The organism is Polaribacter cellanae (assembly GCF_017569185.1).
In the GTDB taxonomy this organism is placed as follows: Bacteria; Bacteroidota; Bacteroidia; order Flavobacteriales; family Flavobacteriaceae; genus Polaribacter; species Polaribacter cellanae.
On the sequence record NZ_CP071869.1, the window covers coordinates 110,247 to 123,826 of the forward strand.

General features: G+C 29.7%; 14 protein-coding genes. 5 read left to right on the forward strand and 9 right to left on the reverse strand.

Annotation, left to right across the window (positions count from 1 at the left end; genetic code table 11):
- Positions 1-93 precede the first annotated feature (93 nt).
- The 3 genes from J3359_RS00545 (at position 94) to J3359_RS00555 (ending at position 2,385) form a co-directional block, all read left to right on the forward strand.
- Positions 94-876, forward strand: coding sequence for a S1/P1 nuclease (locus J3359_RS00545; protein WP_208078760.1), 783 nt, complete (start codon positions 94-96; stop codon positions 874-876).
- Positions 877-1,236: 360 nt separating this feature from the next.
- Positions 1,237-1,773 carry a TlpA disulfide reductase family protein gene (locus J3359_RS00550; protein WP_208078761.1) on the forward strand — a complete coding sequence of 179 codons (537 nt, stop codon included), beginning with the start codon at positions 1,237-1,239 and terminating at the stop codon, positions 1,771-1,773.
- Between the two features lie 3 nt (positions 1,774-1,776).
- The gene (locus J3359_RS00555) at positions 1,777-2,385 is read left to right on the forward strand and encodes a thioredoxin family protein (RefSeq protein ID WP_208078762.1); all 609 of its coding nucleotides are present in this window, start codon (positions 1,777-1,779) and stop codon (positions 2,383-2,385) included.
- 225 nt (positions 2,386-2,610) lie between these two features.
- On the opposite strand, the gene J3359_RS00560 is transcribed toward J3359_RS00555, so the two are convergent.
- From J3359_RS00560 to J3359_RS00570, 3 genes are all read right to left on the reverse strand, one after another.
- Positions 2,611-3,690: an HpaII family restriction endonuclease gene (locus J3359_RS00560; protein ID WP_208078763.1), complete on the reverse strand. Its 1,080-nt coding sequence runs from the start codon at positions 3,688-3,690 to the stop codon at positions 2,611-2,613.
- Positions 3,687-4,952, reverse strand: a complete 1,266-nt coding sequence (locus J3359_RS00565) for a DNA cytosine methyltransferase (protein WP_208078764.1) — start codon at positions 4,950-4,952, stop codon at positions 3,687-3,689. Before J3359_RS00565 ends, J3359_RS00560 begins: the two co-directional genes overlap by 4 nt.
- A gap of 235 nt (positions 4,953-5,187) precedes the next feature.
- A complete protein-coding gene (locus J3359_RS00570; protein ID WP_243765965.1) occupies positions 5,188-6,120 on the reverse strand; it encodes a DUF2911 domain-containing protein in 933 nt (310 codons plus the stop codon).
- 113 nt (positions 6,121-6,233) lie between these two features.
- On the opposite strand from J3359_RS00570, the gene J3359_RS00575 reads away from it, so the two are divergent.
- Together J3359_RS00575 and J3359_RS00580 are read left to right on the forward strand one after the other, a co-directional pair.
- The gene (locus J3359_RS00575; protein ID WP_208078765.1) at positions 6,234-6,899 is read left to right on the forward strand and encodes an MIP/aquaporin family protein; all 666 of its coding nucleotides are present in this window, start codon (positions 6,234-6,236) and stop codon (positions 6,897-6,899) included.
- 31 nt (positions 6,900-6,930) lie between these two features.
- On the forward strand, positions 6,931-7,695 hold the full coding sequence (locus J3359_RS00580) for an NAD(P)H-binding protein (RefSeq protein WP_208078766.1): 765 nt from the start codon (positions 6,931-6,933) through the stop codon (positions 7,693-7,695).
- 776 nt (positions 7,696-8,471) lie between these two features.
- Here J3359_RS00580 and gldG read toward each other — a convergent pair.
- The 6 genes from gldG to J3359_RS00610 all read right to left on the reverse strand — a co-directional run bounded on the left by gldG (position 8,472) and on the right by J3359_RS00610 (position 13,375).
- Positions 8,472-10,112 (reverse strand): gliding motility-associated ABC transporter substrate-binding protein GldG, encoded by a 1,641-nt coding sequence (gldG, locus tag J3359_RS00585; protein WP_208078767.1) that lies wholly within the window; start codon positions 10,110-10,112, stop codon positions 8,472-8,474.
- Complete coding sequence (gldF, locus tag J3359_RS00590) at positions 10,105-10,824, reverse strand: gliding motility-associated ABC transporter permease subunit GldF (protein ID WP_208078768.1); 720 nt, start codon at positions 10,822-10,824, stop codon at positions 10,105-10,107. Before gldF ends, gldG begins: the two co-directional genes overlap by 8 nt.
- 5 nt (positions 10,825-10,829) lie before the next feature.
- Positions 10,830-11,183 (reverse strand): hypothetical protein, encoded by a 354-nt coding sequence (locus tag J3359_RS00595; protein WP_208078770.1) that lies wholly within the window; start codon positions 11,181-11,183, stop codon positions 10,830-10,832.
- Between the two features lie 108 nt (positions 11,184-11,291).
- Positions 11,292-12,317, reverse strand: coding sequence for an endolytic transglycosylase MltG (gene mltG / locus J3359_RS00600; protein ID WP_208078771.1), 1,026 nt, complete (start codon positions 12,315-12,317; stop codon positions 11,292-11,294).
- 28 nt (positions 12,318-12,345) lie between these two features.
- Positions 12,346-12,867 (reverse strand): GNAT family N-acetyltransferase, encoded by a 522-nt coding sequence (locus J3359_RS00605; RefSeq protein ID WP_208078772.1) that lies wholly within the window; start codon positions 12,865-12,867, stop codon positions 12,346-12,348.
- Between the two features lie 94 nt (positions 12,868-12,961).
- Complete coding sequence (locus tag J3359_RS00610) at positions 12,962-13,375, reverse strand: GxxExxY protein (RefSeq protein WP_208078773.1); 414 nt, start codon at positions 13,373-13,375, stop codon at positions 12,962-12,964.
- Between the last annotated feature and the right edge of the window lie 205 nt (positions 13,376-13,580).

The window sequence follows — 13,580 nt, forward strand, 5'->3', positions numbered from 1 at the left end:
ATATCATAAAGATATAAATAAATTTTTAATATTTCCAAATAATTATGCTATTTATTTTTATAACTTCGCACAGAATTATAAATATTCCTATAAATGAAGCTTAAAATTGTTATTCTATTGTCTTTTCTTTTTTTTTCGCAGTCAGAAAAAGAAGAAACTTTCTTTTGGGGACAAAATGGACATAGAGCTACCGCTAAAATTGCTGAAAATCATTTAAGTAGAAGAGCAAAAAGGAAAATAGATAAATTGTTGAAAGGACAAAGTTTAGCGTTCGTATCTACCTTTGCAGACGAAATCAAGTCAGATAAGAAATACGATAAATACTATTCTTGGCACTATATAAATATGGGTTTAGAGCAGACTTATGCAGAAGCCAAGAAGAATCCGAAAGGAGATTTGGTTACAGGAATTAAGAAATGTATTAAAGTTTTAAAGGATAAAAATAGTTCACAAGAACACAAAGCTTTCTATTTAAAATTGTTAGTTCATTTTGTGGGAGACTTACATCAGCCAATGCATATTGGACAGAGAGAAGACAAAGGAGGAAACACCATACAAGTTCAGTGGTTTGGAAAAGGAACAAATTTACATGCAGTTTGGGACACAAAAATGATTGAAGAATGGAATATGAGTTATTTAGAATTGGCAAATAACGCAAAAGATTTATCTAAAAAACAAATAAAAGCCATCGAAAAAGGTACTATTGAAGATTGGGTAAATGAGGTTCACGAACTTACCAAAGAAATTTACAAGTCAGTTAAAGTAGGAGAAAATTTACGTTACAAATATTCTTATGACCATTTTGTAACGGTTAGAAACCAACTACAAATAGGAGGAATTCGCTTAGCAAAAATATTGAATGATATATTTTGTTAAAGAGAACTCCTTTTATTTCCCTATTTCGACTATGCTCAATAAAAACTCCCTGCAAAATACTCTACTTTGTGAAGCTCTGTGGAGAACCCAGACAATATTTTCAAAACTCTTATTTTTACCACATAGTAGCATAGAAAACATAGAAAAAAACTCTGTGAAGCTCTGTGGAAAAATTCACACATGATTTGTGAAATCCGTGAAATTCGTGTTTTTTTATTACCACACAAATCCGTGCAAATCTGTGAAATCCGTGTCTTTTTAATTTTATATCCAAAATCCAGAAACCCCTACCATAAAACATTTTTGTTAAGAATCCGTTAAATACTAACAACCTATTTTATTTATGCTTAATTTTAAAAGATGAAGTGGAAAGTATTATTTATCGGACTTTTAGTAGTTGTATCATTTTCTTGTAAGAAAGAAAAAGTAGCAGAAAAAGAAGTGAAAAAGGAAGCTGTTGTTCAGGAAAACAAAACGACCGTAAAATCCTATACTTACAAAGAACTAAAACCTTTGTTAGAAAAAAATGATGATAAAATTTACGTCATCAATTTCTGGGCAACTTGGTGTAGGCCTTGTGTAAAGGAATTGCCTTCTTTCGAAAAATTGGGTAAGGAATATGCTAATAAAAATGTAGAAGTTATTTTAGTAAGTTTAGATTTCCCGAAACAAGTAGATAAAAAACTGATTCCTTTTATTGAAAAGAAAAACTTACAATCGGAAGTAATTTTATTAGACGATATTAACGAAGATGTTTGGATAAAAGCAATTGACAAAAATTGGTCTGGAGCGATTCCTGCAACCTTAATATATAATAAAGACAAGAGAATGTTTTACGAACAATCTTTTGAATACGAAACTTTAGAGAAAGAAGTACAAACCTTTTTAAATCCTTAGAAAATGAAAATTACAAAAGCAATATTAGTAATCTGTGTATTTGCATTAACTGCATTTACCCTGAAAACAGAGAAAAAAGACGGTTATAAAATCGGAGATAAAATTGAAGATTTTAAATTAAAAAGCATCGATAATAAAATGGTTTCTTTATCAGATTATACATCTGCAAAAGGATTTATTATCATATTTACCTGTAATACTTGCCCATATTCTGTGGCAAATGAAGATAGAATTATTGCTTTAGACCAGAAATACAAAAAAGCAGGTTTTCCTGTAATTGCCATTAACCCAAATGATCCTGCAGCAGTTTCTGGAGATAGTTTCGAGAAAATGCAGGTTAGAGCAAAAGAAAAAGGATTTACTTTTCCGTATTTATTTGACGATGGACAAAAAGTGTATCCAAAATTTGGAGCTACAAAAACGCCACATGTTTATATTATTACCAAAAAAGATATGAAAGTGCAGTACATTGGAGCGATTGATAATAGTTCTAGAAACCCAGATGCAGTTACAGAAAAATATGTAGAAAATGCTGTGGATGCTTTATTAGCAGGAAAAAAAGTGGAAAAAACTGAGACAAGAGCTATTGGTTGTTCTATTAAAGTGCAGTAGAGGTTTTGTTTTTTGATATATAATAAATCCCAAGTTTTGCTTGGGATTTATTTGTTTTTTAAGATTTTCATTTAATAAAAGTAATGTGATTTTAAATTCAAAATAAAAAAAAACAGTTAGTTTTATAAAGTATTTTGTTTTGTTGATATTGTTGGAGTTTATTATTTAACCTTTCAAAGGTTTGATGAAGTTTTGACGAAAAGTATGATTTAATTTATACTAATTTTATTTGATAAATCTAATTTGTAAATTCAGTTTAAAATATAATTTTTCTTCATGTTCGTAAAGAATTCCAAAATCGTGTCTTTTAGAACTTGCTGTATCTAATTTTGTATTACTAAATAAATAGTTTTCAAACTCGTTTTTATTATAAATGTGATAACATAAAACATCTCCATTTTCTTTAACAACCAAATACCCACCAGTTGTGTCATATTCTCCAGCCCAAACTTTAGAAGGCATCATTCCTAAAGCAATGTCTGTTAAAAATCGTTTGATTTTATATTCATAAAATTTGTGTTCGTAAGAAATATCAAAACCTAAAGGATTTTTAATATGCGTATTTTCTACTAAATCTGAAACACTTGATTTCTTACTTGAATAAAATTCATAAACAATTTGAGATAGTATTTCAGGTAGTTTACTATCAATCAAAATTAAATTATTTGAAAATATTTGTTTTTCAGTTTTAACAAAATCAAATTTCCCATCAGATTTCAAAACAGAATTAATCCTGTCCATAATTTTACTACTGGAATCAATTAAATTGATATTTTCAATTTCTAATTTAGATAGTTTTATATTTGAAATTTTAAAAATAAAATTTGTTGTTTTTCCAGCATTAAGTAGAGTCGAAGGGCTACCTAATTGTGATTTTATACTAAAACCTAAAGTTGGTTGCTGATTTGTTCTTTGATTGTGAACAACAATTGTAATATCTTTTTTTACGGTAGAACTTGCTTTTAAAGAAAGACAATTTATAGATTTCATAAATTCCTCTATTTCTGGAACTGAAAAAGTTCTTTCTTTATTTTCCTTAATTTTTTCAAGTAAGAATTTTGCTTTTTCTTTAAATATTGAAATAGAAATTTTTAAAACTTCTTCTCCCCCAGAAATGAGTATAATTTCATCCTCAATTGCGTATTCAAAACTTCCATTATTTTCAGTTCTTAAAACACGTAGAATAGGATAAACAATTCCTTCTAATTTTTCAAGATCTTTATTTCCAAGAAATAATTGTTTGTCTCCAAGTAATTTGAAAAGTGCATAAATTTCACTCCACTCTCCCTTATTTCCTGTAATCATAGACTTTTAAGTTTTTCTATAATTTTTCTTGCTGTAGCTTGAATTGCAGGAACTGCAACAGAATTGCCAAACTGTTTATATGCTTGAGCATCTGAAACGACTATTTTGTAATTATCAGGAAAACCTTGTAATCTAGCCCATTCTCTTGGTGTCATTTTCCGAATTCCTTCTCTATTTACTTTTCCTCGAATATGAGTTATTGGTGTAAAATCTTTTAATCTAAAATCATAAACCAAATTTCGTTCTCTTCCCATTCCTCCACAAACAACAGCATTTGCAGTTCCGTTATTTGAAATTATTTCGTAACCAAATCCATTTCCTTTGCTTTCGTGTCTTGCTTTGTGATCCCTTAAAGTATTTATATAAGTTTCTGATAAATAATACTTTACAGATACAGTTTTACTTTCTAAAATATTTTCGAGTGTTACTTTTTTCTTAATAGGTATTGGATATTCAAATTCTGTAATACCTAAATCTTTTTTAAATCCAACAATGAAAATTCGTTCTCTATTTTGAGGAACTCCAAATTCTTTTGCATTCATTATTCGTGGTTCAGGAATAAAATACCCTAAATCTTCTCGTAAAACATTTAAAATTGTTGCCAGTGTTTTCCCTTTATCGTGACTTCGCAAACCTTTTACGTTTTCCAAAAATATAGCTTTTGGTTTTTTCTTTTTTATAATTTCAGCTACTTCAAAGAACAAAGTACCTCTTGTATCTTCAAATCCACCTCTTTTTCCAGCAATTGAAAATGCTTGACAAGGAAACCCAGCACATAAAACATCAAATTCGTCAGGAATGTAATTTTTTGTTTCTTTTTTGGTAATATCTCCAAACGGAACTTCTCCGAAATTAGCTTTATAAGTTTGTTTAGAATATTTGTCCCATTCACTTGTGAAAACACATTTTCCTTTCAGATTTTGAAATGCTAATCTAAATCCACCAATTCCAGCAAAAAGGTCGATAAATTTAAAATCAGCTTTTTTCGGTGCAGGAAAAGGAATGTTTTCTTGCTGGAAAATTAAATGCTGAAGAGCTTCTTCAGCAGTTCTATTTGATATTTTTTCTTCAGGAAACTTATATTCAAATAAGTTTTTAACATGTTCTAAAGCATCTGGTTTATAGAATTTTGAAACTCCATTTTTGTGATTATGTAAATAGTGAGTAAACGCCGCTTCTGTGTCTTTTTCAGATTTTACAAGTGTGATTTTGAATTTTTTATCTTCAAAATTTTCAATCGATATTTTTTCCTTTAGAAGCACTTTTATTGATTTTAATTATAATGCAAGTTACGAAAAAATTGTTGGTTAGATATGAAAAAAATCTATGTATGAGAAAGAACTCTTTGGTTTGAGAAACTACTATATTATGTTAGAATACTAAAATTTAATATAATGTTTTCATTAATAATTTATATTAACACTTAGTTAATTTGTTAATCAAAAAAATCTCAAGTCGAAACTTGAGATTTTAAATATTTTAAAAAAGGAAATCAATTTACTTTGCTCCCCATTCTTTTAAAGAATCTTCGTTCATTTTTACGTAATCGTCATTACCAGCTTTTTTAGCCAATTCTAAAGATTGTTTTGCTGCAGCGATTGCAGTTTCCTTTTTTCCTGCTTTAGCATGAATTAAAGATTGTTGTCTTAACATCCAAAATTTAGGATCGTCTTTAGTCATTTCAATAGCTTTATCAACCCAAACCAATGCTTTGTCAATATCTTTATTTTCCGACTTTAAATATACAGCAGCATCGTAATAAGCTCTTGCATTTGGTGAACCTTTCATTACCTCGTTAATAGAAGCCATAACCATTTCGTTTGTTGGAACTTCAATTGGTAAACCAACATATACATCGTCCCAAAGAATTCCAATTACACCAGAATTGTTTGTTAAATCGTCTAATGTAATTGTAAACGTTTCAATTTTCATTGGCATTTTTACAACGTCTGCAGCAACACTTGCAACCACTTTTGCATCATCCCATTCTTTAGGATTTCCCCAATTATCAGCATCTTTGTATAACATAATGTCCCAAGATTTTTTATTAGGTACTGTGTATAATGCATAGGCTCCTTTTTTAATATTTTTTCCGTTAACAGTAACGTCTGTACTAAAAGTTACTTTAGTGTTTGCGTTGGCACCTGTTCTCCAAGTTTTTCCATAAGGCACTAAACCTCCAAAAATAGCACGTCCTCTCATGTTTGGTCTAGAATACTCTATAGTAACATCTGTTAAACCTACTTTTTGCTCTAAAGTCGAAAACGGACTTGGTGCTGGAGCCTCAATTCTTGCAGCAGCAGGCTTTACTTCTTCTTTAGTCTCCACTTTTGGAGCTTCTTCTTTTGTTTCTTTATTTTGACAGTTTGTAAAGAAAACCATTGTAAGTACAGTAAGTGTACTTAAAAATTTAATTGAAATTTTTTTCATGATTTGTTATTATAATTGGTTAGTAATATTATCAAAATTACGACTTCAAAAAACGGTAAATGTTAACAAAATCTTAAATTAAGGTATGTATATTTGCGTTTTTAAGATAGATTATGAAAAAATACATTGCAGAATTTATAGGAACGTTTTCAATGATTTTTTGTGGAACAGGAGCCATGACAATTAACGAAGTTACTGATGGAGATGTTACACATGTAGGAATTGCAATTACTTGGGGCTTAATTGTTATGGCTATGATTTATGCTTTTGGCGAAACTTCTGGCGCGCATTTTAATCCTGCAGTTACCATCGCTTTTGCTTATGCCAAAAAGTTTTCTTGGAAAGAAGTTCCCAAATACGTTATTGCCCAAATTTTAGGAGCATTTGCAGCAAGTTTTATTTTATGGTTTTTATTTCCAGCGAGTGAAAATTTAGGTGCAACCATACCAACTGTAGATGTTTGGCGCGCTTTTGTGTTGGAATTATTACTCACATTTTTCTTGATGGTGGTAATTATAAATGTTTCCACAGGAAGTAAAGAAATGGGAATTATTGCAGGAATTGCTGTTGGAGCAGTTGTTTTATTGGAAGCAATGTTTGCTGGCCCAATAACAAATGCCTCTATGAATCCTGCTCGTTCCATTGCTCCAAATGTAGTTTCAGGAAATTTACAACATCTTTGGATGTATATTTTAGCGCCAATTTTAGGAGCTTTGTTAGCCGTTGTTTCTTGTAAATTAATAAAAGACGATAATTGTTGCGACACTCCAAATTGTTAATTTAAGTATTGAATTTTAAAAATTATTAATATTGAAAAATATAAGCATTTTAGGTTGTGGCTGGTTAGGAAAACCATTGGCAGTTTCTCTGTTAGAAGATGGTTTTACCGTAAAAGGTTCTACAACTTCGGAAGAAAAAATTACTGATTTAGAATCTGTAGGAATAGAACCCTATTTGGTAAATATCTCTGACTTTGAAGAGTTTGATGATTTTTTAAATACGGATATTTTAATAATTGCAATTACCTCCAAAGATGTAGATGGTTTTGAAAATCTGATTTCTCAAATTCAGGATTCTACCATTCAAAAAGTAATTTTTATAAGTTCTACTTCTGTCTATCCAAGAGTTAATAAAATAATGACGGAAGAAGATATTGTTATAGAGAACAATCCATTAGTAGAAATTGAAAATTTATTTAGAGAAAACACGTTTTTTGAAACCACAATTATTCGCTTTGCAGGTTTGTTTGGTGGAGAAAGACATCCAGCAAACTGGTTTAAAGACGGACGAAAAATTCCGCAACCAAAAGGTTTTGTAAACATGATTCATAGAGAAGACTGTATGGAAATTATTCATACAATTATTAACAAAAATTGTTGGAACGAAACTTTTAATGCGTGTGCAACTCATCATCCCACCAGAGAAGAGTTTTACGTAAATGCAAGAATGAGTAAGGGGTTAGAGACTCCCGTTTTTGAGGAAAACGAAAAGTACGAATGGAAAATTATTAGTTCAAGTAAGTTGGAGAAGGTTTTGGGGTATTCTTTTGTTCATGATAATTTGCTTTCTATTTAAGTTTCAAAGTTTCAAAGTTTCAAAGTTTCAGAATTTCAGAGTTGTTCTCGATACAATTTTGATAAAAAAAATCAAAATCACTCGAACTGACAGTGTGTTAGATCGTTTGTGGAGTTCGTGAAATTCATGTCTTTGTATTTTTTTTAAATCTCCGTGAATCTCTGCGAAAAAACTCTGTGAACCTCTGTGTGTTAACAGTATAATTCACACAATCATCAGTGCAAATCTGTGAAATCTGTGTCTTTTTATTTCTCGCAAAGTCGCAAAGGCGCAAAGTTGTAGTGTTTTATATTCGCAAAGTTGTTCTCGATACAATTTTGATAAAAAAATTAAAATCACTCGAACTGACAGTGTGTTAGATCGTTTGTGGAGTTCGTGAAATTCATGTCTTTGTATTTTTTTTAAATCTCCGTGAATCTCTGCGAAAAAACTCTGTGAACCTCTGTGTGTTAACAGTATAATTCACACAATTATCAGTTCAAATCTGTGAAATCTGTGTCTTTTTATTTCTCGCAAAGTCGCAAAGGCGCAAAGTTGTAGTGTTTTATATTTGCAAAGTTGTTCTCGATACAATTTTGATAAAAAAATCAAAATCACACGAACTGACAGTGTGTTAGATCGTTTGTGGAGTTCGAGAAATTCTAAGTAATTATTAGTGGCAATTTGTGAAATTCGTGTCTTTCAATTTTTTATATCATTCAGCAGAATTATCAGTGTAAATCTGTGAAATCCGTGTGTTTTAAATTAAATCTCTGTGAACCTCTGTGTTATAACTCTTAAGAATATCGTTTTCTCCTTAAATAATTAAAAGCAATCCCAAATCCAAACAAGAAAATTAACGGTAAAGCAACATTTAAAAATTGCCAAAAAGTACGTTCTTTAAATGCTTTTTGTTTGTCTAACATTTTAATTTTTAACGATTTGTTTCTTAAATTCATCAAACCAGCATCGTCCAATAAATAATCGATTGTGTTTAGTAGAAAATCTTTATTTCCAAATTGTTCATTGGTCCATTTGTCTCTTGCTAAATCGAATGGCTTACCTTTTAAAATTTGATTTCTCCCAACATCGCCATCAGCAATAAAAACCATTTTATTGTTCGTTGCATTTTCTTTATAAAGTGGCGTTTCAAAAGGTTTTATTCTGTTTTTATAAGCCGAATTAAAATTTCCTTCTAACAGTACAGCAAATAATTGATTTCCATCTTTATAATCGTTTTCTACAACTTTATCAGCAATAGATTGTAATTCAATAAATGTTGGTGTTCCTACTTTTTGAGTGAGCACAGAACTGACTAACAAAGGTATTTTTTTAATGCTGTTTTTAAGCGTATCTATTTGGTTAGCAAACTGTAATCTTACAGGAGAAATATTTTTGGTAATTGGATGGTTTGGATTTCCACCAACCAAAGGATGGAAATACCAATCTAAATTCTGAAACTGAGTTTGGTTGCCACTTTTGCCAGTTGCCAAAGGAATTTTAGCTGCGTATAAATCTTTTATCAATATAGAGTTTACGCGAATTCCGTAAGAGAAAAATAAATCTGTTAAATTTAAATCTCTTGGATATGCCAACATTTTTGCACCGTTAAACAAACTATCTTGGTCTGCTTGCACATTGTCGATCATCCACAAAGTTTTTCCACCATTTGCAATAAATTGATCTAAAACAAACTTCTCATTCTCAGTAAATTTCTGAGTCGGTTTTGCAATAATTGCCATATCTAAACCTGTTAAATCTTGCAATGTTTGTTGCGGATTTATAGCCACAGAGTCTAACGTGAATTTTGCCAAGCGATATTTTTTAGCTACTTCGCTCAAGTAACTATACTGGTAAATATCTTTTAATTCGCCATTTCCAGTGATAATTCCTATTTTTTTCTCTATTTTTTTAGTGACGGAGTTAATTGCATTCGAAAAACTATACTCTAAATTTTCGATTGCTTTTGCTAATTGTGCTTCTTGAGAAGCCATAATTGCGTTTGGTAACAAAGAAACAATGGTTGTTTTTTTTCCATAAGAAAGTGCTGCCCAAGGAAAAATAATTGCTTCCGAAAGTTTACCATCTTCTTCGACTGTTAATTGGCTAGGCATCATTCCTTTTTTAATTAAAGCCTCTCTTTGGTCATCAGGATTTTCGAAATTGATGTGTATCAACGAATTTTTAGATGCCAATTCTTCTAAATATTGACGTGTTTCAACCTGTAATCTTTTAAATTCTGAAGGAAATTCTCCTTCTAAATAAACCGTGATAAATAAATTTTTATTAACATTAGAAATAATATTTTTTGTTGTTTCAGAAAGCGTATAGCGTTGGTCTTCAGTTAAATCGAAACGTTTGTAGAAAAATTGATTTGCAATGTTTAAAACGATTAAACCGATAATTAAAAATACGATGTATTTTAGGTTTTTATTCATTGTTTAATCTTGTTTTAGTGATGAATAAAAAGAAAAAAGTAGTACTCAAAAAATAGATAATATCTCTAGTATCAATTACGCCTCGTGAAATACTTTTAAAATGTTCGTTAATTCCGATTTTTTTAAGGATTAAAGAATTACTTCCAAAAGAATTGGAAATGGAATCGAAACCATAAAACAATAAAAATGTAATTAAAACACTTAAAATAAATGCTACAATTTGATTTTTAGAAAGTGTAGAGGTAAACAAACCAATGGCTGTGTAAGTAGATGCTAAGAAAAGCAAGCCAATATAAGAACCAATGGTGTTTCCAAAATCTAGGTTCCCAATAGGGTTTCCTAATTGATAAATCGTATAAACATACGTTAAAGTAGGAATTAAAGAAATGATAACTAGTAGGAGTGAAGCCCAAAATTTGCCCATTACAATTTGCCAATTTGATAGTGGTTTTGTTTTTAAAAGTTCGATGGTTCCATTGCTGAATTCATCTGCAAAACTCTTCATGGTAATTGCAGGAATTAAAAATAAAAATACCCATGGAGCTATATAGAAAAATGGGTTTACATCTGCAAAACCAGCATTTAAAATATTAAAATCGTTTTTAAAAATCCAAAGAAACAAACCATTAATCAACAGAAAAACTCCAATAACCAAGTAGGCAATTGGCGAAGCAAAAAACGAGTTGAATTCTTTTTTTAAAATGGCAAACATTTTCGTTAATTTGGAATTACAGCGAGTATTTTATAAGTATCTCTGTTAAACTTTATGGTGTACAAAATGTTACTTGAATAATCTAACCCTTCATTTATAAAAGCCAAAGAAATGTTTTTTAAGGAATCTTCTTTGTAATAAGATTCTTTTAAAATACTAATGGAAATTTCAGCTTCAATGCCTTCACTTTTTAAAGAATCGATTCTTTTTTCGGCGATTTTAAATGCGTCTAAATTTTCAATTTCTTTAAAAAACTCAATTTTTTTATGGTCTTTTACTTTGATGTTTTTATTTCCGCAAGAGACCAAAAACACAACTAAAAAACAGAAAATTATATTTCTAGTAAAGCTTAATTTCATAGTTTTTAACTTCCAACTTCCAACTTCCAACTTCCAACTTCCAACTTCCAACTTCCAACTTCCAACTTCCAACTTCCAACTTCCAACTTCCAACTTCCAACTTCCAACTTATCTATTTACCCCTTGTTTGTTTAACCATTTTTGGTATTTTGCAGCATTTCTGTTATGCTGAGAAAGTGTTTTTGAAAAATCGTGATACCCAATTTTATCGACACTTGCACACATATAAAAATAATCGTGATTTTCTGCATTTAAAACAGCATCAATAGCACTTACATCTGGCATAGAAATTAATGCAGGAGGTAAACCTGTATTTTTATAAGTATTATAAGGTGAGTTTATTTCTAAATCTACAGTAAGCACTCTTTTTACTACATAATCTTGCCCTTTTAACTGTTTAATGGCATAAATTATTGTGGGATCTGCTTGTAAAGGCCATTTTTTTTTGAGCCTATTTAAATACAAACCTGCTACAATAGGTCTTTCGGAATTTTGTGTAGTTTCTTTTTGAACAATAGAAGCTAATGTAATTACTTCGTTTTTTGTTAATCCTAATTTTTCAGCTTTTTTCAAGCGACTTTCGTTCCAAAAACGTTTGTAAGCAATTAACATTTTAGTCCTGAACTTTTCTGGAGAAATTGTCCAATAAACTTCGTAGGTATTTGGTATAAAAATTTGTAGAACCGATTTTTTTGTCAGATTGTTTTTTGATAAAAACGCTTCGTCTTTAAAGGTTTCTATTAAAGAAATTGAATCTGCTTGAATTTGTTCTGCAATTCTTCCAGCGAATTTTTCTAAGGTATCTTGGTTGTTGAAAGAAATTTTTAAAGGCGTTTGCCTTCCACTTCGTAACATATTTACCAAATCGTTATTCGAAGTTCCTTTTTTAATAAGATAACGTCCAACTTTTGGTTTCTCAACGTTTTTTTTTGCAGATACCCAAAGAAATGTTTCTGGGCTTTTAGAGAAATCTTCTAATTTCTTTTTAACGTCAATTAAACTGTCGGAAGATTCTACAAAAAGCTCAATGTCTTCTGTAATGGCTTCTCCGAATATTTTTTGATAGTAATTGTAGGTTAAAATTCCACCCAATAAAAGGAAGAAGGCTATTATGTAAATTATTTTTTTGTTCAATGTTTTTTATTTTAATAAGATTGCAAAGTTACTCTTTTATCAACTGAAATAAAATTTCATCTTTATATTTTCCTTCGGATAAAATCCAATCTTTTTTTATGCCAACTTTTTTGAAATGGTGTTTTTCAAATAAGGAGATGCTTTTTGTGTTATCAACAGTAATATTGGCATACAATTGGTGCAAATTTAAATGAGAAAAAGCATAATTAATTAAAAGTGATAATGCTTCTGAGGCGAATCCATTTTTTTGAAAATCTGGATGAATTAAAATTCCAATTCCGGCTCTTTTATGTTGTGGATTAAAATCGAAAAGATCGATGGTTCCAATTGCTTTTTTTGAAGAATTTTCTTCGATAATTAATCGCAATTGTTTTGCTTCATAAATATCTAAATGCGCATTTTCTAAGTATTGTTTGAGAACATATTTAGAAAACGGAGTTTGGGTATGGCTTACTTCCCAAAAAGATTCGTCGTTTTCTATTTGAAATAGAAATTCTAAATCTTCGGGTTCTAGGGCTCTTAAGCTGATATTTTTATTTTTTAATAGCATATTTTATTTCTACTGTTTATATTTTACCATATAGAGACATAGAAAACATAGGTTTTGTATGAGCTGGTGGATGGAAGTATTTTGTTTTTTTATTTTAGTTTTTTGGTAACTCATTAAAAATATCGTTTACAAAAGTTTTTTGCCCTTCTTTAAAAATATTTAAACAATTAAAATTAACTAATATTCCTTTTGGAGCTTTTAAAAGTTTCATATAGGTTAGTAGTTGAGCTTCAAAAATTGTTTTTATTTCATTAGTAGATTTCAATTCAAGTACTAAACAATTATCAATAAATAAATCTGCTCTTAAATTCGTTTCAATTCTAATATTTCTATAACTTACAGGAACAATTATTTCTGAAATGTAAGAAATTCTCTCATATTTTAACTCTTCAATTAAACATTGGTGATAAATATTTTCTAGTAACCCAGGACCTAATTCTTTATGAACATTTATACAACAACCAATTACTGCGTAAGTTAATTCATCTAAATATTGTTTAGTTATCATCTAAGATTTTTTTTACAATATAAATAAAAGATATTCAATATAGAAAACCACAAAGATTGGCTATGCTTTCTATGTCGCTATTTGATAAAACAAAAAATAATACCTTCAAAAACAAATGTAGTTGGTCTTTTCAAAAATACATTCTTACAAACGTCATTTTCTTCAATAAAAGAGACTTCTAAATTTTCCACTTTCAACAGGCAGT

Coding starts and splice junctions, on each gene's coding strand:
- J3359_RS00545 (WP_208078760.1), top strand. CDS start 94: ATGAAGCTTAAAATTGTTATTCTATTGTCTTTTCTTTTTTTTTCGCAG.
- J3359_RS00550 (WP_208078761.1), top strand. CDS start 1,237: ATGAAGTGGAAAGTATTATTTATCGGACTTTTAGTAGTTGTATCATTT.
- J3359_RS00555 (WP_208078762.1), top strand. CDS start 1,777: ATGAAAATTACAAAAGCAATATTAGTAATCTGTGTATTTGCATTAACT.
- J3359_RS00560 (WP_208078763.1), bottom strand. CDS start 3,690: ATGATTACAGGAAATAAGGGAGAGTGGAGTGAAATTTATGCACTTTTC.
- J3359_RS00570 (WP_243765965.1), bottom strand. CDS start 6,120: ATGAAAAAAATTTCAATTAAATTTTTAAGTACACTTACTGTACTTACA.
- J3359_RS00575 (WP_208078765.1), top strand. CDS start 6,234: ATGAAAAAATACATTGCAGAATTTATAGGAACGTTTTCAATGATTTTT.
- gldG (WP_208078767.1), bottom strand. CDS start 10,112: ATGAATAAAAACCTAAAATACATCGTATTTTTAATTATCGGTTTAATC.
- gldF (WP_208078768.1), bottom strand. CDS start 10,824: ATGTTTGCCATTTTAAAAAAAGAATTCAACTCGTTTTTTGCTTCGCCA.
- J3359_RS00595 (WP_208078770.1), bottom strand. CDS start 11,183: ATGAAATTAAGCTTTACTAGAAATATAATTTTCTGTTTTTTAGTTGTG.
- J3359_RS00605 (WP_208078772.1), bottom strand. CDS start 12,867: ATGCTATTAAAAAATAAAAATATCAGCTTAAGAGCCCTAGAACCCGAA.
- J3359_RS00610 (WP_208078773.1), bottom strand. CDS start 13,375: ATGATAACTAAACAATATTTAGATGAATTAACTTACGCAGTAATTGGT.